Here is a 20,616-nt window from a genome sequence, read left to right as displayed (position 1 = left end):
GCTACCCGGGCCTGTGCGGGTGAAACGAGCCTCAGGGGTCCTGGGTGAGTTTGGCGCGCAGGTGCGCGAGCGTCTGCGCGAGCAGTCGCGACACGTGCATCTGGGAGATGCCGACGCGCTCGGCGATCTGGGTCTGGGTCATGTTCCCGAAGAACCGCAACATGAGGATGGTGCGTTCGCGCGGCGGAAGCTCCCGCAGCAACGGTTGCAGCGCCTCGTGGTTTTCCACCGATTCGAGCCCGCCGTCCTCTTCGCCGAGTGTGTCCGCCAGAGAAGCGGCTTCGGCATCGTCACCGGCCGGCTTGTCGACCGAGACGGCGTAGTAGGCGTTGCCGGCCTGCAGCCCTTCGCTGACCTCCTCGACGCTCATGTTCACTTCGAGGGCGATCTCGGTGGGCGTCGGTGCGCGGCCGAGTCGCTGGCCGAGTTCGCCGCTGACCTGCCCGATCTGCAGATGCAGCTCCTTCAGTCGGCGTGGCACGCGCACCGACCAGCTCGTGTCCCGGAAATGGCGCCGGACTTCACCCATGATCGTCGGCACCGCGAAGGACAGGAAATCGGTGCCGCGGTCCGGCTCGAACCGGTCGACCGCGTTGATCAGGCCGACCCGCGCGACCTGCACCAGGTCGTCGAAGGCCTCGCCGCGCCCGCGGAACCGGCGGGCGATGTGCTCGGCGACGGACAAGTACTCCATCACGAGCTCGGCACGAAGCCTCAGCCGGCGCTGCTCGTCCGATCCAGGCGCGGTCAGCTCGGCGAACTTCTCGGCACACGTAGCCGTCTCGGTCGGGCTGCGCATAGCCCGGGTTACCCGTCGGCGGAAATGTTCACACCCCCGGCCCGAACCTTGCTCCTCTCCGGTTTAGCTCCTTCGCTGTCGGTAACTCCTCAGGCAGGAAATGCGCGGGCGCGAATGTGCCAGTTTTTTCAGAACGTGTGCGGGTAGCCAGACCGTGACATCCGTGCCAGCTGCCGGTCATCACGGGGCGGCCTGCCTCCCCGCCCACATAACTCGTTGTCTGTCACTGTGAGTGCCGACCCTGCGTTTTGGACAGCGTTCTTTGTGTGGTGCGGTTGTGGGAGGTGGCCGATGAAGATTTCGATGGTGTCCGAACACGCCAATCCGCTCGCTTCGCTCGGCGACGTGGACGCCGGTGGCCAGAACCTGCACGTGGCCGAGCTTTCCGCGGCCTTGTGCCGGCAGGGACACGACGTGACCGTCTACACGCGACGTGACGATGCGCGCCAGCGCCGGACGGTCCGCGCGAAAGCCGGTTACCAGGTCGTCCACGTGCCGGCCGGCCCCTGCACCAGGCTGCCCAGGGACGAGTTGCTCCCGTATCTGGGCGAGTTCGGCGCGTTCCTCGCCGCGGCTTGGCGGCGTGACCCGCCGGACGTGGTGCACGCCCACTTCTGGATGTCCGGGCTGGCCTCCGTGCTCGCCGCGCGCGACCTCGACCTGTCGGTGATTCAGACCTTCCACGCGCTCGGTGTGGTGAAGCGCCGTTACCAGGGTTCGGCGGACACCAGCCCGCCGGAGCGGATCCGGCTGGAGCGGATCGTCGGCAAGTCCGTCTCACGGGTCGCCGCGACCTGCACGGACGAGGTGTTCGAGCTGGCCAGGCTGGGCCTGCCGAGGTCGCGGATGTCGATCGTGCCGTGCGGGGTGGACCTGGGCCGGTTCGGCGTCGACGGCCGTGCCACCGCCACCTCGGCGCCGCGGCGGATCGTGAGTGTGGGCCGGTTGGTGCCGCGCAAGGGCTTCGCCACCGCGATCGGGGCGCTGGCCGGCGTGCCGGATACCGAGCTGGTGATCGCGGGTGGTCCGGAACCGGGACGGCTCGCCGACGATCCGGAGGCGCGGCGGCTGACCGAGCTGGCCCGGCGGGCCGGCGTCGCCGGCCGGGTACGCCTGCTCGGCCGGGTGTCCCGCAGCGACATGCCGGCGTTGCTGCGCTCGGCCGACATCGTGGCATGCACTCCGTGGTACGAGCCGTTCGGCATCGTGCCGCTGGAAGCCATGGCCTGCGGGGTCCCGGTGGTCGCCTCCGCGGTGGGCGGCCTCATCGACACCGTGGTCGACGGCGTCACCGGCGAACTGGTGCCACCCCGGCGGCCGGGCGTGCTCGCGGCCACGCTGCGTCGGCTGCTCGACGACCAGGCCCTGCGCGAAGCATACGGCGTGGCCGGAATGGACCGGGCCCGCTCCCGTTATTCGTGGGATCGCATCGCCGCCGACATTCTGCGCGTCTATGAAAAGGCGCTTTCCGAACAAAATGCATTTTCCGGCCGCGCCGCGCGCCGAGCCTGATGTCCAGCGTGGACAACTCGATGTGGCCGTTCAGCACCTGTTAACGGTAACGGCGAGAAGACAGCGAGCTACTCTGCTGTCTTCTCGCCGACACCGCTAAACCGCGTGCGCGGGCCCGATCTTCGCGGTGAGGGTCCGGATGGCCTCGGGCACGCTCGGCTGCAAGGGCAGTTGCGCGGCCAGGCCGGTCGCCCACAGTGGCCGGGAAACCGGACGGCCGTTGGCCACGAGCGCCCAGTGCAGCCCGTGGCGGAGCGCCTTACCGCCGGTGTCCATCAGGACTCGCATCCCGGCCGAGCCGAGAAAGGTCACCTCGTCCAGATCCAGGACGAAGTCGTGGTCGGGGAAAATACTCTCGTAGAGGCATTCGCGCAGCACCGGAGCGCCCAGCGCATCCAGCTCCCCGGAGGTCCGGGCGAGCCGGATACCGCCTTCACGGTCTTCGATCCGGATGCTTACGGCTGGTGTCGCGTGCACGGCGTTCCCCCTGTTCACTCTTCAGGTTCAGGGTGAGAGCACCAGACACGCCCGAGCAGGTGTTCGAGCTTCCCGCCGGCTGCGTGCGTTCACTCCCGCACGGCTGTTTTGCTCAACCGCTCACCTAGACCGTATGTCCGGCGGGCGGCATGATGCAAGCGAACGTCACGGACGTGTGGGTAAGACAGCCCACACCGTCTTCCCGGCCCGGGCCCAGGTGCAGCCCCAGACCCGGGCTATGCGCGAGATGACCAGCATTCCGAACCCTCGGTCGCGCTCACTCTCCTCCTCCCGGACACGGACGGCCGCCGAGTCGTCGTCCGAGACAGCCACCGTCAGCGCGCCGTCCCGTAGCACCAGTCGCAGCCGGGGAATGGACCGAGTGTGCTTCAAGGTGTTTTCCACCAGTTCCGTTGCGACGATCTCGGCATCCGATTCCAGCCCGTCGAGCCGCCAGTCGGCGCAAGCCTCGGCCACGATCCGCCGGGCCTGGCGTGCTGCTTCCGGTGTCCTGACCAAAGTGGTCTCGGTGTGGCGTCGCATTTCGAGCTTTCTCCAGATTTTCCCTGACGCCGAGGCACATACCCCGGTACGCGATGGTCAAACCGCCATGCGTGGCCGGCACCGCAGTGGGCCCGGCCGGAAGGGCGATCGACGAGCCCGAAGTGACGAGGGGTCTTGATTCGAGTTTGCCGGAGGCGCACAGTGGGTAGGCGAGCTCTGCACTGTGCGCGATCAGGCGGAGGAGCGAATGACGGAAGTCAGGCCACGCCCCATAGTCGTTGGAAACCAATACGAACTGCCGGCCCGCCACCGGCGCGGCACGGCCCTGCTACGCCTGATGAGGACCACCGATCACAAGGTGATCGGGTGGCTCTACCTGTTCACCTCGCTGGGCTTCTTCATGATCGGCGGTGCGATGGCGCTGCTGATGCGCGCCGAGCTCGCGCGACCCGGCCTGCAGTTCCTGTCGCAGGAGCAGTACAACCAGCTGTTCACCATGCACGGCACGATCATGTTGCTGCTCTACGCGACACCGAACGTGTTCGCCTTCGCCAACCTGATCCTGCCGTTGCAGATCGGTTCGCCGGACGTCGCGTTCCCCCGCTTGAACGCCTTTTCCTACTGGCTGTTCCTGTTCGGCGGGCTCGTCGTGCTGAGCTCGTTCCTCGCCCCGGGCGGCGCCGCCGACTTCGGGTGGACCGCCTACGCGCCGCTGTCCGACGCGATGCACTCGCCGGGCATCGGCGGGAACCTGTGGGTGTTCGGGCTGATCGTGGCCGGTATCGGCACCATCCTGGGCGCCGTCAACATGCTCACCACGATCATTTGCCTACGCTGTCCCGGCATGACCATGTGGCGGATGCCGATCTTCACCTGGAACATCCTGTTCACCAGCATCCTGGTGCTCGCGGTGTTCCCGATCCTGACCGCCGCGCTCTTCGCGCTGGGCGCCGACCGGATCATCGGCGCGCACCTGCTCGACCCGGCCAACGGCGGCGCGATCCTGTGGCAGCACACGTTCTGGTTCTTCGGCCATCCCGAGGTCTACATCGTCGCGCTGCCTTACTTCGGCATCATCACCGAGGTGGTGCCGGTGTTCAGCCGCAAACCGCTGTTCGGTTACCGGCTGATGGTGTTCGCCACGCTGGGTATCACCGCGCTGTCGTTCGCCGTGTGGGCGCACCACATGTTCGCGACGGGCGCGGTGTTGCTGCCGTTCTTCTCGATCATGACCTTCCTGATCGCGGTGCCGACCGGGATCAAGTTCTTCAACTGGATCGGCACCATGTGGCGGGGCCAGCTCAGCTTCGAGACACCGATGCTGTGGTCGGTCGGGTTCATGGTGACGTTCCTGCTCGGCGGCCTGACCGGGGTCCTGCTGGCCTCCCCGCCGCTGGACTTCCACATCACCGACACGTATTTCGTGGTCGCGCACTTCCACTACGTGCTGTTCGGCACGATCGTGTTCGCCACGTTCGCCGGGGTCTATTTCTGGTTCCCCAAGATGGCCGGCCGCATGCTGGACGAAAGGCTGGGCAAGCTGCATTTCTGGACGACGTTCATCGGTTTCCACACCACGTTCCTGGTACAGCACTGGCTCGGTGACATGGGTATGCCGCGCCGGTACGCCGACTACCTGCCGACGGACGGCTTCACCCTGCTGAACACGATTTCCACGATCGGCGCGTTCATTCTCGGTGCGTCGATGCTGCCGTTCGTGTGGAACGTGGTGCGTAGCTGGCGGTTCGGGGAGAAGGTCGAGGTCGACGATCCGTGGGGCTTCGGCAACTCGCTGGAATGGGCCACCACCTGTCCGCCGCCGCGGCACAACTTCCTCGAGCTGCCGCGGATCCGGTCCGAGCGGCCCGCGTTCGAACTGCATTATCCGCACATGATCGAAAGGCTGCACGAGGAAGGCCACATCACGCTCACCGGCAGGCCGCTGCCGCACTCGGAGGCTCGGCAAACGCCCTCGGAGAAGGCGTCTGGCGGTCTCAGTCGCGATTAGCCGGCGGCGCGTTCGGCGCGACGGTTAACTTTCTGAACCTCGGGGTAGTAGTCGCATCAGAACCAGGGCGTGGTCACTACCCGAGGCTAGGAGAGGAGGACGAGATGGCTGAGCGCGCTGTCCAGGACCGCTCGTTCGCGGAACTGGTGCAGGACATGTCGGACCAGGTCCGCCGCCTGGTCCGGGACGAGATGCGGCTGGCCACCGATGAGCTTCGCCGGAAGGGCAAGCGGGCCGGGAGGGGCGCGGGCCTGGCCGGGTTCGCCGCGATCATGGCGTTGTACGGCGGGCTCACCCTGGTGGCCGCGGCGGTGATCGCGCTGGCGCTGGCGGTGCCGGCGTGGCTGTCAGCGTTGTTGATCGGCGTGGGCCTGCTGCTGGTCGGCGGCCTGGCCGCGCTGCTGGGCAGGCGCTCGCTCCGGGCCGCGGCGCCGCCGCTGCCGCAGGAGGCCGTCGCGGGCATGGCCAAGGACGTGCGGGCGGTGCGGCACCATGAGTGAGAGTCCGGGTTTCCCGCACGACCCCGAAGAAGCGCGGCTGGACGCCGAGCTGACCCGGCGGGAGTTGGAGGAGACCGCGCAGGAGCTGGCGAACCGGGTCAGGTACGCCGCGCAGCGCATGACGTTCGGCGCGGCCGCGGCGTTCGCCTTCGTCCTAGTCTTCCTGCTCATCCTCCGCAAGCGCGCGCGTCGGAGGCGACGCCGCCGGTCGATCCGTGGGAAGACCTGAGCTCACCCGACCGCCGACGGCTGCGGGGAGCCGCTCGTCTCGCGGACGCTCTCGCGCTTTTCCACCGTGACCGGACCCAGCCCGCCCAGCGCCCGGATCACGGAGTTCACCAGCGGCGGGGGCGTGGAGGCGCCGGCGGTCACGCCGATCGTGCGCACCTCGGTCAGCCAGTGGGGCTGGATGTCGCGGGGATCCTCGACCAGGTGCGCGGCCGAGCCGCTGCGCCGCGCGATCTCCACCAGCTGGTGCGCGTTCGGGGAGCTCTTCGAGCCGACCACGAGGACGAGCTCGGACTCCACAGCGATCACTCGCACCGCGTTCTGGCGGTTCGTCGTGGCGTAACAGACGTCTTCGGACGAGGGACCCTTCAGCATGGGGAACCGGGCCCGCAGGGCGTCCACCACCTCCGCGGTTTCGTGCACGCTCAGCGTCGTCTGGATGACGTAGGAGACCCGGGACGGATCGGCGACCGGAACGTGCCGAGCCTCCTCGACCGACTGCACCAGCGCGATCCGGCCGGGTGCCTCGCCGAGAATGCCGTCCACCTCCTCGTTGCCGGCGTGCCCGACGACGATCACGGTGCCGCCCTCCTCGGCGGCCCGGCGGGCTTCGGCGTGCAACCGCTCGACGAGCGGGCAGGTCGCGTCGATCACCTCGAGCCCCCGGCGCCGGGCAGCGACGCGCACGGCGGGCGAGACACCGTGCGACGAGAACACCACCGTCGCGCCGTGCGGGACCTCGGTCAGCTCCTCCACGAACACCACGCCACGCGACCGGAGTTCCGCGGCGACGTGCGCGTTGTGCACGACCGGCTTGCGGACGTAGACCGGTCCGCCGCGTTCGCTCAGCAGCCGTTCCACCAGTTCGATGGCCCGCTCCACGCCCGCACAGAACGATCGCGGCGCGGCGAGCAGCACACGCCTGGCGGGCCCCGCGACCGCCAGGCAGGCCGCCATCGCGCCGCACACCGCCTCGGTGACCCGGCCGGTCGGCAGGCTGACCGCGGCGCCGAGGCCACCGATGCCCGGCAGCACGGTCCGCAGCGTCACCGCCTCCCGGTCTTCGGCGTCGACGTGCAGGTGCCCGCGCTTGGTCCGGGCTCCGCGCCGCTGCAGCTCACCCTCCAGCAGCACGGCCGCCGGGCACGGGATAGCCGGCCGGTTGGGCCACAGCAGGACGTCTGCGACGAGCACGACACCCGGGTCTGGGCTGCCCGGGTGGTTAGCGGCGATGATGCTCTGGGCGGCGGTGAACACGGCATCCTCCTGCCGATCTCGCGTTTCGAGTTACGTTCTGTCTTATCCATTTCCATGGGCGATCTCGACGTTTTCCAGCACGCCCAACGCGTCGGGCGCGAGCACGGCGACCGAGTAGTAGGCGACAACGAGGTAGGAGCGCTCGCCGGCGCCCGACAACCGCGCGCTCACCCCGGGTTCGATCTCGTCCGGGATTCTCCTGCGCCGCAGGCCGACGACGCCCCGGTTCCGCTCACCGGTCCGCATCGCCAGGATCGAACTGGTGCCCTGCCACGAGACCAGGATCTTGTCGCAGGGCAGCAGCGGCAACCCACGCCAGGCGGGAAAGGGCTTGCCGTCGACCTCCACGGTCGCCGGCGCGATACCCCGTGCGCTGCATTCCCGGCCGAAGGCCGCGATGGCGCGGGGATGGGCGAGAAAGAATTCGGTGCCGTGCCGCCGGGCCAACAACTCGTCCAGGTCGTCCGGGGCCGGCGGGCCGCTGCGGGTGTGCACGCGCTGGTTCTGAGCCGCGTTGTGGAGCAGGCCGAATCGGGGGTTGTTGAGCAGTTCGTGTTCCTGGCGTTCGCGGAGTGCTTCGACGGTCAGGCGGAGCCACCGGCCGGTCTGGCGATACAGGTCGTAGGCGCGGGCGGGCACGCGGAGCACGGCTTGCGTGGCGCTGAGTTCGTATTCGCGGGTTGAGGGTTCGTCGTCGCAACTGTCGCATGTGGACCTATGGCGCAGTCGTTCGACCTGCTCGCGCAAAGGCCGTGACAGTTTCGCCAGCCGTTGGAGATCGGTCCGGGTGAGGGTGAGCGTGGTGACCGGTGTGAGCGCCTTCATCGTGTATTCCCAGTTGCCTCGCGGGTCGGTGACCGGCTCGCTGCCGAAATGGTCGCCGTCGGCGAGGATGTCGAGGTTCGTCCGGTTCCCGTAGCGCCCGGCGCCGATCTTGGCGACCTTTCCCTGGGCGATCAGGAAGAGCGCTTCGGCGGGCCGTCCGGCGGACACGATCACATCGCCGGGCGCGAACTCCTCCGGCACCAGGCAGCCGGCGACGGTCGCCAGCAGGTCGGAGTCGGTGCAGCCGCGAAACAGCGCAACCTCGCGCAGGCTCGCAGGGACAGCCTCGACCTCGCCCAGGGTGTCGTAGAAGGCGACCCGGCCGGCACCGGCCCGCTCGCCCGGCCGGCCGTTGGCCCGGTAACGCCCGGCCGTGACGTCCACCCAGGGCAGCCTGCGCAGCAGCCAGCGGTCGCTTCCCCTGGTCGGCGGCACCGGCCCGGCCGCCGTGGCCAGGTTCCGCGCCACGGCCACGGGCAGGCTCGGGCCGGTGCCCGAATGGACCGGCGTGATCACGGTTCACGCCCGATTTCGACGTTCTCCAGTATTCCCAGCGCATCCGGCACGAGCACCGCGACCGAGTAGTAGGCCGACACCAGGTAGGAAATGGTCGCTGTTTCGTCGATTCCCATGAACCGGACGGAAAGTCCCGGCTCGTACTCGTCCGGAAGGCCGGTGCGGTGCAGCCCGACCACTCCGCGATTCGTCTCGCCGGTGCGCATGAGCAGCACCGAAGTGGTATGGGTCCGGCTGATGCCGATCTTGTCGCACGGCAGGATCGGCACCCCGCGCCATGCCGGAACCCGATGTCCATGATAGTCCACATCGGACGGATAGAGCCCGCGCGCGGTGCATTCCCGGCCGAACGCCGCGATCGCGCGGGGGTGAGCGAGAAAGAAGTCCGGCTCCTTCCACACCGTGGTGAGCAGGTCGTCGAAGTCGTCCGGAGTGGGCGGGCCGCTGCGGGTGTGCAGGCGCTGCCGGCGGTCGGCGTTGTGCAGCAGGCCGAATTCGGGATTGTTGACCAGTTCGTGTTCCTCGCGTTCGCGAAGCGCTTCGACGGTGAGGCGGACCTGCTGGCCGGTCTGGTCGATGGGGTGGTTGTAGAGGTCCGCTACGCGGGTGTGGACCCGGAGCACCGCCTGTGCGGCGCTGAGCTCGTATTCGCGGGGCGACGGTTCGTAGTCGGCGAACGTGCCCGGCAGTACCTGCTCGCCGGAATGGCCGGAAATCACCGTGATGTCGGCTTCTCCGGCGCTGTTGCTGGATGGTCGCCGGCGTGCCTGGAACCGCGCGACGTGCTCGCCGAGCGAGTCGGATTCGGCGAGCAGTTCGTCGAAGTCGCGGCGTTGCAGGTGCAGTGTGGTGACCGGGGTCAGGGCCTTGACGGTGTATTCCCAGATGCCTTTCGGTTCGGCGAGGGCGTCGCCGCCGAAATGGTCGCCGTCGGCCAGGATGCCGAGCGTGGTCTGGCTCCCGTAGCGCCCCGGCCCGACCTTGGCGACCTTTCCGTGCGCGATGAGCACGGCCCGGTCGGCCTGGTGCCCGAACTCGACGAGCACGTCTCCGGGCTCGTAGCTGTGCTGGGTGCACCGTTCGGAAAGCGCCTTCAGCACGGTCTCGTCGGAGAACCCGCGCAGTGGCGGCAGTTCCGCCAGCTCCGGCGGGACGACCCGCACCCGGTCGGCGGTGCCGACGAAGCTGACTCGCCCGTCGCTACTCGCGCAGCCGAGGCGACGGTTGACCTGGTACGTGCCGCCCGTGACCTCCACCCAGGGCAACGCGCGCAACAGCCAGCGCGGCGTGATGCCCTGCATCTGCGGCACGGTTTTCGTCGTGGTCGCCAGGTTTCGCGCCGCCGCGGTGCTCAGGCTCAGCCACGGCCGGTCGCCGGCGATTCCCGGAGGGGCGGACTCGGTGACGGTCACGTCGAAAAACCACCAATCTTCATGCGAGGCGCCAAAATCGGCGCCCGCGCGAATAGTGTGTTCTTTCCGCCGAAAAAGAGTTTGGTAGCATGGTCGCCCGCCGACCGCGTCCGGCCGGCGGCGGAAACGACGTTAGCACCGTATTCAAGATCGCTGCAGTCACTCTTCCGTGTGGTCGAGAGGAATTCGCGGATTTCGCGGACGCGCGGTAGCGCCGCCGCGGTGGTAATCGCTCAACGCGAGCAGTCGGCTTGCACGCATCGGGGTGAGCTGCGGATACCGGTCTACCGCCGCGACCTTCGGTTGCGCCGATCGGGCCAAATCGCGGCCGCCTTTCCGCGCTCGAGAATCGGGTCCTGACCTCGGGTAGCCGGCCCGGCCACGGCTGTCGGAGCGCGCCGTCGAAGTGGCGCATCGTAATAGGACACCGAAGGCGGCAAATGCAAGCGCCGGTTTGCCGCATGGGCCGATTCAGTGAACCAGGAATTGCCGGACCCGCCGACCGGCCGAACCCGCTGCATGTGCACCCGCGCGACTCGTACCGTGCTTCACCGGTCGCCGTCGCCAGGCCTCGCGGCACGCCAGACAGTGTGTCGGCCTGTTTGCGCGTTCACCCGTTCGTGAGAGCATCCACTCATGAGCAGCCGTGTCTCGCACCGCGGTTCCCAGATCGACTACAGTGCGCGCCGCCGTCAGGAGCGCCCTGTCGACACGATCAAGGGGGTCTGGGGGCTTGCCCCCAGTCGGGGGTGTGGGGGCGGAGCCCCCACAAGGCAGAGCGTCTGGGGGCTTGCCCCCGGTCGGGGTGTGGGGGCCGAGCCCCCACAGGACACGGTCGCGCGCGAACTCGCGGAGGAAGGAGCATGAGTCTGTCCTCGGTCACCACCCTGGCGATCACCCGCGACGAGACCCACCCCGCTGCCGAACTCGAGTTCGACAACCACCGCGCCACCTGGGGGAGGGCGTTGGTCAGCGTGATCCCCACGGAGATCCTGGCCGTTTACACCGCGAGCCTCGGTGTCGCGGCCGGCCTGGCGACCGGCGAGGACCCGCGCGCGTACCTGCCGTTCCGGTTCGCCTGGTACGCCGCCTGGCTGGTGGCCACGCCGCTGATCGCGAGCCTGCTCTACCTGCGCAAGGCCGAGCAGGTGCGCAGGGACAAGGTCAAGGCCGATCCCGGCGTGACCCTGCTGCGGGCGCCGTGGTGGACGGGCCTGCTCCGGCTGGAAACCGTGGCCGCCACCGTCGCGGCGGCCGCGTGGTTCACCGCGATGCCCGGTTCGCCATGGCAGGCGGCGCTTTCCGGCGGTGCCTTCATGTTGACGTCGATGTCCGCGACAACGGTCGGCGTGCTGGTGGTGGGCGTGATCGCACCGCTGTTGACCAGCCCCACTTCCGGGCTGCCGCGATCGGCCGGCGACCTCGCAGCACCGCAAGCCGATCCGCAGCCGGACACGGATCCGAGCGATCCCGGAGACGACGACCGGCCGGCCGTTACGGCTTGAGCCACCAGTGCACAGAAAGGCGCCGTCGCCGGAGTGAGCGACGGCGCCTTCGCGTCACTGGGCGCTCAGGGCGAAGACCGTGGTCTGGTCGTAGGTCTGGCCCGGGCGGAGCACCGTGGACGGGAACCCGGGGTGGTTGGGCGAATCCGGGAAGTGCTGGGTCTCCAGCGCGAACCCGTAGCTCTGCCGGTAGGTCTTGCCACCCGTCCCGACCAGCGTGCCGGTCAGGAAGTTACCGGAGTAGAACTGGACTCCGGGCTGGGTGGTCAGCACGGTCAGCACCCGGCCGCTCGCCGGGTCCACCGCGCGCACCGCGAGCGACAGCGAAGTGCCGTCGGTGCGGTTGAGCACCCAGTTGTGGTCGTAGCCCTGACCGATCAGGAGTTGCGGGTTGTTGTCGGCGATGTGCGCGCCGATCGGCGTCGGGGTGCGCAGGTCGAAGGGCGTACCCTGCACCGGCGCCAGGGCACCGGTGGGAATCTGCGTCGAGTCGGTCGGCGTGTACCGGTCGGCGTTGATCATCAGCTGCTGGTCGTAGACGTTGCCGGATGCCTCACCCGCGAGGTTCCAGTAGGTGTGGTTGGTCAGGTTGAGCACCGTCGGCTTGTCCGTGGTGGCCTGGTAGCCGATGGTCAACCGGTTCTGGTTGTCCAAAGTGTACTTGACCGTGGTGGTCAGGGTGCCGGGATAACCCTGGTCGCCGTCCGGACTGACCAGGCGCAGCAGCAGGCCCGCGCTGTCCGGACCGGACGTCTCCTGCGCGTCCCAGACCTTCTGGTTGAATCCGGACGTGCCGCCGTGCAGGCTATTGCCGTTGTTGTTGACCGGAACGTGGTAGGTCACACCGTCCAAAGTGAACGTTCCCTTGGCGATCCGGTTGGCGTACCGGCCGATCAGGGCGCCGAAGTACACGCCGCCGCCCTGTGCCGGGCTGTTCTTGGCGACGTAGTCGGCGAGCGTCGGGAAACCGAGCACGACGTTCGCGGAACGTCCGTGCCGGTCGGGCACGTCGAGGGTCTGGATTATCCCGCCGTAGCTGAGGATCCGCACTCGCATGCCCGCCGCGTTGCTCAACGTGTAGCGGTAGACGGCCTTGCCGTCGGCCTGGCCGAAGTACTCCTTGCTGACGGTGGGTGGGTTGGCCGCGGAGTCCTGCGTGGCAGAGGAGGTCACGGTGGTGAACCCCAGCGCCGCGAGGGCCACTGCGGCGATCGCGAGCGCGGTCCGGCTCCGCCGGTAGATCGACATTGGCCCTCCCGCTTTTTCAGGTGTTGTCAGTGTTGTTCGCGGAGCCCCCGCAAGGCAGAGCGTTGTGCTGTGTCACCACGGGTGCTCGTCTTGCGTTTTGAACGACCTTTCTAGCCCAGTTTGTACTCTGCGTGCACGAGGTCGAGGAGTTCGGTCACCGAGGTCTCCTTCGACGGCTTGTCGAACGTGATTTCCCCGTGCTGCAACAGGTTGACCCGGTCACAGACGTCGACCACCTGGCTGTAGTTGTGGGCGATGAGAATGATCGCCAGATCGCCGCGCTGCCGCAACTCGGCGATCAGTCGCAAGATCATTCCGCCCTCCTTCGCGCCCATCGCGGCGAGCGGCTCGTCCAGCAGCAGCAGTTTGACGTTGTTGGAGTACACCGACCGGGCCACGGCGATGGCCTGTCGCTGACCACCGGAGAGCTGCCCGACTTCGGCGGTCACCGACGGGATGTTGATGCCGACGCCGTCGAGCGCCTCCCGGGCGCGGCGCTTCATCTCCTTGCGCCGCAGGAACGGCACCGGTTTGTGCACCAGTTCCTTGTTCAAGTGTAGGTTCAGATACACGGGGAGGTCGTTGATCAGCGCGAGGTCCTGGAAGACCGTCTCGATGCCCAGCGACCGCGCGTGCGTCACGGACTTCAGCTGCATCGCTTCGCCCTCGAACACCAGCCGGCCGCCGTCCGGCTGGTGGAACCCGGTGAGGATCTTGATCAGGGTGGACTTGCCGGCGCCGTTGTCGCCGATCAGGCCGAGCACCTCGCCCCGCCGCACGTGCAGGTTGATGTCGGTCAGCGCGTGCACCGGACCGAACCGCTTGCTGATGTGCTCGGCCCGCATGACCTCGCCGACGCCGTTCGTCTCGCTCATGAATGTCCCCTCGTCCCCAGGCGCTTGCGGATTACGGTCACGTACACGTTCAGCAGCGCGGCGACGAGGATGGCGATGCCGAGTACCAGGTAGAAGGCGTTCGCGCTGATGCCCATCAGGTTGAACCCGTCGTAGACCAGGCCCAGCAGCACGGCGCCGAGGAACGCGCCGATCACCGTGCCCGAGCCGCCGAGCAGCGCCGTGCCGCCGATCACCGCGGAGGCCACCGCGTAGAACATCGTGTTGAACCCGCCGTTGGTCGGGTCGTAGGAGCCCACCCGGGTGCCCTGCAGGATGCCGGCGAGACCGGCCAGTCCGCCCACGATCGTGAAGCAGACCACCTTGATCCGGTTGGTGCGGATGCCGGCCTCCGACGCGCCGACCGGGTTGCCCCCGGTGGCCTGGGTGGCGACGCCGAACCGCGTGGTCGACAGCACGACCTGCATCACGACCACGACCACCAGCGCCCACAGGAACTCCGACCAGGCCCAGCCACCGAAGACGGAGGTCACCCAGCTGCCGGTCGGCGCGCTCACCGGCGAGCCCCCGGAGATGACGAGTTCCAGGCCCCAGAGCAGGAAGGCCATGCCCAGCGTGGTGATGAACGAAGACAGCCCGAAGTACGTGTGGATCAGGCCGTTCACCGTGCCGATCAGCGCGCTCACCACGATCGCGCCGATCATCGCCAGCAGCAGGGGCCAGCCGTTGTTGAAGAACAACACCACCACGAAGGGGGCGAGGGTGAACACGAACCCCGCGGACAGGTCGATCTGCCCGCAGATCAGCACCAGGACCTCGCCCGCGCCGACGATCGCCCACGGGGCCAGGTACTGGGCGATCGTGTGGTAGTTCTCCGGCGTGGTGAACCCGGGACCACTGGCCGCCACGAAGTAGATCACCGCGGCGACCGTGACCACCAGGATGGACAGTTCCTTGACCCGGATCAGCCGGGACAGGAAGCCGGGGCGGGGCGGGCCGCCGCCGGGCTCCTTCCCGGATGTTCCGCTCGCTTGGCGGCCGGTGAGCGCGTCTGTCATGGCGAGTTCCTCGTTTCGGCGACCCGGATCAGGGCGTCGGTGCTCAGCGGGTTATCGCTCAGTGGGTCATCGCGGAGGCCGGGGGCAGCGGGATCGACGGCGGCATCTCGATCAGGTCCGCCTTCGGGCCGCCCTCGAACTTGCTGTTGGCCGACACGTACGGGCCCACGTTTTCCTTGGTCACGAAGGTGAGGCCGGTGTCTGTGAACGGTGGCGCGACCAGCGTGCCGGACAGCCGGTACAGGTACATGTAGAGCACCGGCAGGAATCCCTGTAGGTACGCGGACTGGTCGATGGTGAAGTCGAGCGCACCCGACTGCACGCCGTTGAGCGTGTCGGACAGCGTGTCGTAGCCGCCGGCGTGGATCTTGCCGTGCAGGTTCCGGTTCTTGATCAGCTGCGCGATCGAGGCGGTGCTGCCGGCGTCGACGGCGTAGATGCCGGTGGCGCCGGGGTTTCCGTCGTAGGCGGCGGTGATCGCGTTCAGCTCGTTGGCCTGCTCGGCGCCGGTGTTGACGGACTGTACCTGGACTCCCGGCGCGGCCTGCTTCATCGCGTCGATGATCCCGTCGAGCCGCGGCTGCACGTTGTTGCCGCCGGGTTGCGAGATGCCGACGAGGATCTTGCCGCTGGTGACGTCCTTGGCGATCCGCTGTCCCATCAGGAAGCCGGACTGGTAGAGGTCCTGGCCGACGTAGGTGAGCGGGAAGTTGCCGGCGGCGGTGGCGTTGTAGGCGATCACCGGGATGCCCTTGGCCAGTGCCTGCTTGGTGGGATCGACGAAGGCGTTGTCGTCGGTCAGCGCGATGGCGATGCCGTGCGCGCCGCGGTTGATGGCGGCGGAGAAGGCGCTGGCCATCTCGGCGACGTTTCCCTCGGCGGATCCGGTCCATTGCGGCGTGGGCAGGCCGAGCAGCTTGGCCGCGTCGTCGAGGCCGGTGCGGGTCGGGTTGAAGAACGAGTTCGTGGTGACATGGTTGATGAAGACGAAGTTCCAGGCCGGCGTGCCCGGGAACGCTCCGGCGCCGGGGGAACTGGTGGAGCCGCCGCTCTGCACGCCGTTGCAGGCGGCGAGCAGTGCGCCGGCGGCCACGGCGCCGCCGCCGGCCCCCAGGAACTTCAGGGCCCTCCGGCGGGATGTCGCGCCCGCGTCCTCGGCTGATCGGCTGGGATTCATGTCGCTCATGGTCGAGACCACCCATCCACTCGGCACTGAATCGTTGGATGATTCGTCGTTACGGTAAAGGCTCGCACGAACGCTGACAGATAGCAAAGATCACGATCGGAGAACAAAGCATGGTTTGACTTTATGTATCAATGATTCGATGATTACTCCGATGAGTACCAGGCACGGGCCGTTGGGCCGGCATCGCACCATCCACGCCCGGGTGGTCGACTGGCTCGGCCACCGGATCGTGTCCGGTGAACTGGCCAGTGGCGCGCAGTTGCCTAACGAGGCCGAACTCGCGGCGCAGCTCAACGTCAGCCGCGGCGGGGTCCGGGAAGCGGTGAAGGCCCTGGCCGCCAAGGGGTTGGTGGAGGCGCGGCCCCGGCTGGGCACCCGGGTGCTGCCGCGCGAGGAGTGGAACCTGATGGACCGCGAGGTGATCGACTGGTACGGCCGGATCGCCGACCAGGAGTTCCTCGCCGACCTGCTGGAGTTGCGGCTCATGGTGGAGCCGGGCGCGGCCCGGCTCGCGGCGGAGCGCGCCAGCGCCGAGCAGATCGCCGCGCTCGAGCGGGCCTACGCCGGGATGGCCGACCATGCGGCCGAACTGCCCGAGGCGGCGGACGCGTTCGTCGAGGCCGATCTCGCCTTCCACCTGACCCTGCTCCGGTCCAGCGGGAACGAGTTGGTCGAGCAACTCGGACGGTTGCTGGAGGCGAGCCTGCACCACGGCCTGGAAGCGAGTTCGCACGCGCCGGGCGGGGTGGCCGCGACCCTGCCGCTGCACCACAGCGTGCTGTCGGCTGTGCGTGCCGGACGGCCGGTCGCCGCGTACCGGGCGATGAAGAAGCTGATCGAGATGACCGCGGATGCGGTCGCCCGGATGACACCCGACTCGGGCGCCGCACTGCGGAACGAGGAGTCCGAGTGTCCACTGTAGAGCAGGTGACGGACGCCGTCGCGGTGCACGGCGAGGGGCCGGTGTGGTTCGCGGGATGGCCCGGTCTGCGCTGGGTCGACCTGATTGCGGGCGACGTGCTGGAGCTCGACCCGGTCACCGGGGCGGTGACCCGGCGGCACGTCGGCACGGTCGCCGCGGCGCTGCGCCCGTACTCCGATGGCCGTGCGGTGCTCGCCGTGGAACGCGGGTTCGCGTTCGCCGACGCCTCGCTCGGCGAAGTCCGGCCGCTCGGCGAGGTGTGGTCGGACCCCGGCATCCGGATGAACGACGGTGGCTGCGACCCCGACGGCCGGTTCTACTGTGGATCGATGGCGTACGCCGAAACGCCGGGCGCCGGGCGCCTGTACCGGCTCGACCCGGACGGCTCGGTCACCACCGTGCTCACCGCGGTGACCATCTCCAACGGTTTGGCCTGGAGCCCGGACGGCGGCACGGCGTACTACATCGACAGCCCCACCCGGCGGGTCGACGCGTTCGACTACGACGGCGAACTGAGCGGGCGACGCGCCGTGGTGCGGGTCCCCGAAGAGGCGGGCATGCCCGACGGCATGACCGTGGACGCCGACGGGCGGCTTTGGGTCGCATTGTGGGGCGGTGGCGCGGTGCACTGCTACACCCCCGACGGCAAGCTGACCGACCGTGTGGAGTTGCCCGTGACCCAGGTTACAGCCTGTGCGTTCGGCGGCCCCGAACTCGACGAGCTCTACATCACGACGTCCCGTCAGGGCATCGAGGAAGGCAGCCAGCACCAGGCCGGCGCGCTGTTCCGCTACCGGCCCGGCGTGCGCGGCCTGCCGGTGCTCACCTTCGGCTGAGCGCGCTCGGCTTGACGAGTACCGAGGCGTCCTCGGGCGTCCGCACTGCTTGAACGGCGCGGCCCGCGTTCGCGGGAAAGGTGTGCAGGACCTCGTAGCCGGTCGGCAGTGGCATCGTCTCGTCAGCGGTACGCCTGACTGTCTCGCTCGCAGCCTCTCCGTCGCCAGAAGTACCGGGACACCGTATTGCCACCGGCGCGTTCCGGTAGCGTCTCGCCACGTGCGCGTGGACTGGGCTCGTCACGGACAAAACGTGGCGAATCTGACCAACACGTTCTCGCACCGTGTTTACGACGGCGATCTGACCGAGTTGGGCCGTCAGCAAGCCGATCAGCTCGGCGAACGCCTCGCCGCAGAAGATCGGTTCTACACCCGGCTCGCGACTTCACCGTTGCGGCGAGCCGTGCAGACCGCGGAGATCGTGGCGAGCTACCTCGGCATCGAGATCGCCGCGACCATCGACGACTTGCGCGAACTCAACGTCGGTGAGCTGGACGGCCGGAACGACCATCAGGCGTGGAACGCTTACCATGCGGTACTCCGGAGCTGGCGGGACGGCGACCTTACGGCGAGATTCCCCGGCGGCGAGGACTGCCATGAGCTTGTCGCCCGACTACGCACCGCGCTCGCCACGGTCACGTCCGACGCGGGCGCCGGTCCGGCGCTCGTCGTCGCCCACGGTGCCAACATCCGAGCGGCGTTGCCCACGATGACCGGTTCCCCGGACCCGGGTACCGACCTGAGCACCGGCAGTCTGGCCAGACTCGATGTCACGAGCACATCCGACGAAGTCACGATCGCGCTCCGCGACTGGACCGTCGCGTCCTAGCGCCGGCAAGACGGGTCCCGACGGCGTCCGCTGACCAATCACAGCTCTCCTTTACAGAGAGCCACGCATGCCCTGATGCGACGAAAGTAGGTAGCAGGATCCGTAGGTTGCCCGGTTCATCTCGGCTCGTATCGAGTCATTCTGATGGGGAACGTTTTGGAAGGGCTTTACGAAGAAGGACTGATGACCCTCGACTCGACCCCGCAGCCTTGCCCGAGCTGCCAGCGCCCGGTGATGCTGGCCAGCTACAGCTGGGGCCGCCAGTGGGTGCACCTGGGTACCTGGCGACCGCAGTGCGACCCACCGGCGTGGACGACGAGGCGCGCTCGCCTCGCCGACGCCGCCTAGAACCCCGGTGTCCGGTGGGGCACGCCCCCGACCCCCCGCTGGACGCAACCCCCGGACTCCTTGTCCGGTGGCGGGCAAGCCTCCACATCCCCGACCTGTGAAGGCTTGCCCCAGACCTCTGCCCGGGTGGGGGCATGGCCCCACATCCCCGACCTGTGGGGGCAAGCCTCCACCGCTGTCCCGTGGGGACAAGCCCCCGCACCCGCGCTGGGCGTAAGCCCCCACCCCCTCGAGACCTGCCGGGCGGCGCTGCTCTCCCCTCGCGCGCCGCCCGGTACGAGCGCGGCGGGTTGTCCCGCCCACTTTCGCCCGCCGCGCTCCCCTCCATGCTCCGAGTAGCCGGATGGCTACCCCCCGCCCCGAATCCCCGCAACGGCAAGCCGTTCCACGAACTTCACCGTCAGGAAAGCCCCGGATTCACAGGGAATTGCCAGAAATCATCGGAATGATGATGTCAACCGATCGAGTGATCTCTGGGAAGGGGCTGTGGTGCGCTGGAGGCCCGTTGCGTACACGGCTTTGGGCCTCACATCGCTGGTGGTGCTCGCCGCCACCGGCTACGGCTGGACCCAGCTCAACCGCCTGACCGGCGGTCTGGCCACTGCCGACGTCATCGAGCCCGCGGCGCAACTGCCGGCGACCACCGACCCGTCGGTCCCGGTGCCCGAGCAGAACATCCTGCTGGTCGGCATCGACTCCCGCACCGACGTGCAGGGCCGCCCGCTACCGCAGAACGTGCTGGACCAGTTGCACGCCGGTGATTCCACCGACGGCGGTGACACCACCGACACGATGATCGTGGTGCACATCCCGGCCGGTGGTGGCTCGGCCACCGCGATCTCCATTCCGCGGGACTCCTACGTCGAGGTCGCGCGCGGGTACGGTAAGCACAAGATCAACTCCGCGTACAGCCGCGGGCGGCAGTCCGCGGTGAACCGGCTCAGCGCCCAGGGTGTGCAGGGGCCGGAACTGGAGCGGCAGGCCGACGTGGAAGGCGCCCGCCTGGCCATCCAGACGGTCGAGCAGTTCACCGGGCTGCCCATCAATCACTACGCGGCGGTGAACCTCGCCGGCTTCGCCACGATCAGCCTCGCCGTCGGCGGGGTGCCGGTCTGCCTCAAGGCTGCAGTGCACGACTCGTATTCGGGCGCGAACTTCGCGGCCGGGGAGCAGACGATCTCGGGCACGCAGGCGCTGGCGTTCGTCCGGCAGCGGCACGGCCTGGCCGGCGGTGACCTCGACCGCATCGCCCGCCAGCAGGCGTTCCTGTCCAGCATGGCCAAGGTCGTGCTGGACGCGGGAACCCTGGCGAACCCGTCGAAGCTCGGCGCGCTCATCGACGCGGTTCAGCAGTCCGTGGTGATCGACAAGGGCTGGAACCTGCTCAACTTCGCCAAGCAACTACGCAGCCTGAGCACCGGCGCGCTCACTTTCGCGACGATCCCGGTGCAGAGCGTGAGCCTCCAGACCCCGTACGACGGCGATGCGGTCAAAGTGGACCCGGGCGAGGTGCGGTCGTTCGTAGGCAACCTGATCGGGGAGAACCTGGACCGCAGCGCTTCCTCGTCGAGTCCGCGGGCCACCGGAAGCAGTTCGATCGCCCGTACCGACGGAGTTTCCGCACACACCACGGAAAGCAGCCCGCCTCCTTCCGGCGGGCCGTCTTCGACGCCGGGCACGGCGAACTCGACGTCCGGCCGGGGCGCGGACCTCACCGGTTGCGTGAACTAGCTCGAGACTGTGTCGAAGTGGCTTGCGTCGCGGTGCGGGCCCGTCGTCCACCCAGCGGACG

Annotated in this window: 21 protein-coding genes; 10 read left to right on the top strand and 11 right to left on the bottom strand. The window is 68.5% G+C overall.

Annotation, left to right across the window (positions count from 1 at the left end):
* Positions 1-31: 31 nt before the first annotated feature.
* Positions 32-799, bottom strand: a complete 768-nt coding sequence (locus A3CU_RS0127715) for a SigB/SigF/SigG family RNA polymerase sigma factor (RefSeq protein ID WP_027945042.1) — start codon at positions 797-799, stop codon at positions 32-34.
* A 291-nt stretch (positions 800-1,090) separates the two neighbouring features.
* Here A3CU_RS0127715 and A3CU_RS0127710 point away from each other — a divergent pair, with 291 nt between their 5' ends.
* Positions 1,091-2,311, top strand: coding sequence for a glycosyltransferase (locus tag A3CU_RS0127710; protein ID WP_027945041.1), 1,221 nt, complete (start codon positions 1,091-1,093; stop codon positions 2,309-2,311).
* A 96-nt stretch (positions 2,312-2,407) separates the two neighbouring features.
* On the opposite strand, the gene A3CU_RS0127705 is transcribed toward A3CU_RS0127710, so the two are convergent.
* Together A3CU_RS0127705 and A3CU_RS46915 are read right to left on the bottom strand one after the other, a co-directional pair.
* Positions 2,408-2,788 carry an STAS domain-containing protein gene (locus A3CU_RS0127705; RefSeq protein ID WP_043842732.1) on the bottom strand — a complete coding sequence of 127 codons (381 nt, stop codon included), beginning with the start codon at positions 2,786-2,788 and terminating at the stop codon, positions 2,408-2,410.
* 165 nt (positions 2,789-2,953) lie between these two features.
* On the bottom strand, positions 2,954-3,331 hold the full coding sequence (locus A3CU_RS46915; RefSeq protein WP_043842730.1) for an ATP-binding protein: 378 nt from the start codon (positions 3,329-3,331) through the stop codon (positions 2,954-2,956).
* Positions 3,332-3,539: 208 nt separating this feature from the next.
* Here A3CU_RS46915 and ctaD point away from each other — a divergent pair, with 208 nt between their 5' ends.
* The 3 genes from ctaD to A3CU_RS46910 all read left to right on the top strand — a co-directional run bounded on the left by ctaD (position 3,540) and on the right by A3CU_RS46910 (position 6,029).
* Positions 3,540-5,300, top strand: a complete 1,761-nt coding sequence (ctaD, locus tag A3CU_RS0127695) for an aa3-type cytochrome oxidase subunit I (protein ID WP_027945039.1) — start codon at positions 3,540-3,542, stop codon at positions 5,298-5,300.
* A 104-nt stretch (positions 5,301-5,404) separates the two neighbouring features.
* Positions 5,405-5,800 (top strand): phage holin family protein, encoded by a 396-nt coding sequence (locus A3CU_RS0127690; RefSeq protein WP_027945038.1) that lies wholly within the window; start codon positions 5,405-5,407, stop codon positions 5,798-5,800.
* Complete coding sequence (locus A3CU_RS46910) at positions 5,793-6,029, top strand: DUF3618 domain-containing protein (protein WP_052372269.1); 237 nt, start codon at positions 5,793-5,795, stop codon at positions 6,027-6,029. The genes A3CU_RS0127690 and A3CU_RS46910 overlap by 8 nt, the downstream gene beginning before the upstream one ends.
* Before the next feature lie 2 nt (positions 6,030-6,031).
* Here the strand turns inward: A3CU_RS46910 and ispH are convergent, their stop codons facing one another.
* The 3 genes from ispH to A3CU_RS0127670 are packed head-to-tail and all read right to left on the bottom strand — an operon-like array spanning position 6,032 to position 10,038.
* Entirely contained in the window at positions 6,032-7,285 is a 1,254-nt protein-coding gene (ispH, locus tag A3CU_RS46905) for a 4-hydroxy-3-methylbut-2-enyl diphosphate reductase (protein WP_084143843.1), read from the bottom strand.
* 42 nt (positions 7,286-7,327) lie between these two features.
* Positions 7,328-8,626 carry a cyclic nucleotide-binding domain-containing protein gene (locus tag A3CU_RS0127675; protein WP_027945036.1) on the bottom strand — a complete coding sequence of 433 codons (1,299 nt, stop codon included), beginning with the start codon at positions 8,624-8,626 and terminating at the stop codon, positions 7,328-7,330.
* Positions 8,623-10,038 carry a family 2B encapsulin nanocompartment shell protein gene (locus A3CU_RS0127670; protein ID WP_027945035.1) on the bottom strand — a complete coding sequence of 472 codons (1,416 nt, stop codon included), beginning with the start codon at positions 10,036-10,038 and terminating at the stop codon, positions 8,623-8,625. The genes A3CU_RS0127675 and A3CU_RS0127670 overlap by 4 nt, the downstream gene beginning before the upstream one ends.
* Before the next feature lie 863 nt (positions 10,039-10,901).
* Here A3CU_RS0127670 and A3CU_RS0127665 point away from each other — a divergent pair.
* On the top strand, positions 10,902-11,543 hold the full coding sequence (locus tag A3CU_RS0127665; protein WP_027945034.1) for a hypothetical protein: 642 nt from the start codon (positions 10,902-10,904) through the stop codon (positions 11,541-11,543).
* A gap of 54 nt (positions 11,544-11,597) precedes the next feature.
* On the opposite strand, the gene A3CU_RS0127660 is transcribed toward A3CU_RS0127665, so the two are convergent.
* The 4 genes from A3CU_RS0127660 to A3CU_RS0127645 all read right to left on the bottom strand — a co-directional run bounded on the left by A3CU_RS0127660 (position 11,598) and on the right by A3CU_RS0127645 (position 15,880).
* Entirely contained in the window at positions 11,598-12,791 is a 1,194-nt protein-coding gene (locus A3CU_RS0127660; protein ID WP_027945033.1) for an aldose epimerase family protein, read from the bottom strand.
* 110 nt (positions 12,792-12,901) lie between these two features.
* Positions 12,902-13,666 carry an ATP-binding cassette domain-containing protein gene (locus tag A3CU_RS0127655; RefSeq protein ID WP_027945032.1) on the bottom strand — a complete coding sequence of 255 codons (765 nt, stop codon included), beginning with the start codon at positions 13,664-13,666 and terminating at the stop codon, positions 12,902-12,904.
* Complete coding sequence (locus tag A3CU_RS0127650) at positions 13,663-14,703, bottom strand: ABC transporter permease (RefSeq protein ID WP_084143841.1); 1,041 nt, start codon at positions 14,701-14,703, stop codon at positions 13,663-13,665. Before A3CU_RS0127650 ends, A3CU_RS0127655 begins: the two co-directional genes overlap by 4 nt.
* A 58-nt stretch (positions 14,704-14,761) precedes the next feature.
* Positions 14,762-15,880 (bottom strand): sugar ABC transporter substrate-binding protein, encoded by a 1,119-nt coding sequence (locus A3CU_RS0127645; RefSeq protein WP_052372272.1) that lies wholly within the window; start codon positions 15,878-15,880, stop codon positions 14,762-14,764.
* Between the two features lie 160 nt (positions 15,881-16,040).
* On the opposite strand from A3CU_RS0127645, the gene A3CU_RS46900 reads away from it, so the two are divergent.
* Positions 16,041-16,811 (top strand): FadR/GntR family transcriptional regulator, encoded by a 771-nt coding sequence (locus tag A3CU_RS46900; protein ID WP_052372267.1) that lies wholly within the window; start codon positions 16,041-16,043, stop codon positions 16,809-16,811.
* On the top strand, positions 16,799-17,647 hold the full coding sequence (locus A3CU_RS0127635; RefSeq protein ID WP_027945029.1) for an SMP-30/gluconolactonase/LRE family protein: 849 nt from the start codon (positions 16,799-16,801) through the stop codon (positions 17,645-17,647). The genes A3CU_RS46900 and A3CU_RS0127635 overlap by 13 nt, the downstream gene beginning before the upstream one ends.
* On the opposite strand, the gene A3CU_RS55215 is transcribed toward A3CU_RS0127635, so the two are convergent.
* A complete protein-coding gene (locus A3CU_RS55215; RefSeq protein ID WP_281174152.1) occupies positions 17,634-17,762 on the bottom strand; it encodes a hypothetical protein in 129 nt (42 codons plus the stop codon). The genes A3CU_RS0127635 and A3CU_RS55215 overlap by 14 nt on opposite strands.
* On the opposite strand from A3CU_RS55215, the gene A3CU_RS50070 reads away from it, so the two are divergent.
* The 3 genes from A3CU_RS50070 to A3CU_RS0127615 all read left to right on the top strand — a co-directional run bounded on the left by A3CU_RS50070 (position 17,730) and on the right by A3CU_RS0127615 (position 20,555).
* Positions 17,730-18,476 carry a histidine phosphatase family protein gene (locus tag A3CU_RS50070; protein WP_342668937.1) on the top strand — a complete coding sequence of 249 codons (747 nt, stop codon included), beginning with the start codon at positions 17,730-17,732 and terminating at the stop codon, positions 18,474-18,476. The genes A3CU_RS55215 and A3CU_RS50070 overlap by 33 nt on opposite strands.
* 183 nt (positions 18,477-18,659) lie before the next feature.
* Complete coding sequence (locus A3CU_RS0127620; RefSeq protein ID WP_211246527.1) at positions 18,660-18,824, top strand: hypothetical protein; 165 nt, start codon at positions 18,660-18,662, stop codon at positions 18,822-18,824.
* A gap of 489 nt (positions 18,825-19,313) precedes the next feature.
* The gene (locus A3CU_RS0127615; RefSeq protein WP_245617373.1) at positions 19,314-20,555 is read left to right on the top strand and encodes an LCP family protein; all 1,242 of its coding nucleotides are present in this window, start codon (positions 19,314-19,316) and stop codon (positions 20,553-20,555) included.
* Positions 20,556-20,616 lie beyond the last annotated feature (61 nt).

It is taken from the genome of Amycolatopsis taiwanensis DSM 45107 (assembly GCF_000519205.1).
Lineage (GTDB): Bacteria > Actinomycetota > Actinomycetes > Mycobacteriales > Pseudonocardiaceae > Amycolatopsis_E > Amycolatopsis_E taiwanensis.
Note: the sequence above shows the minus strand (reverse complement) of the source record. Positions and strands in the feature narration are given on the sequence as shown.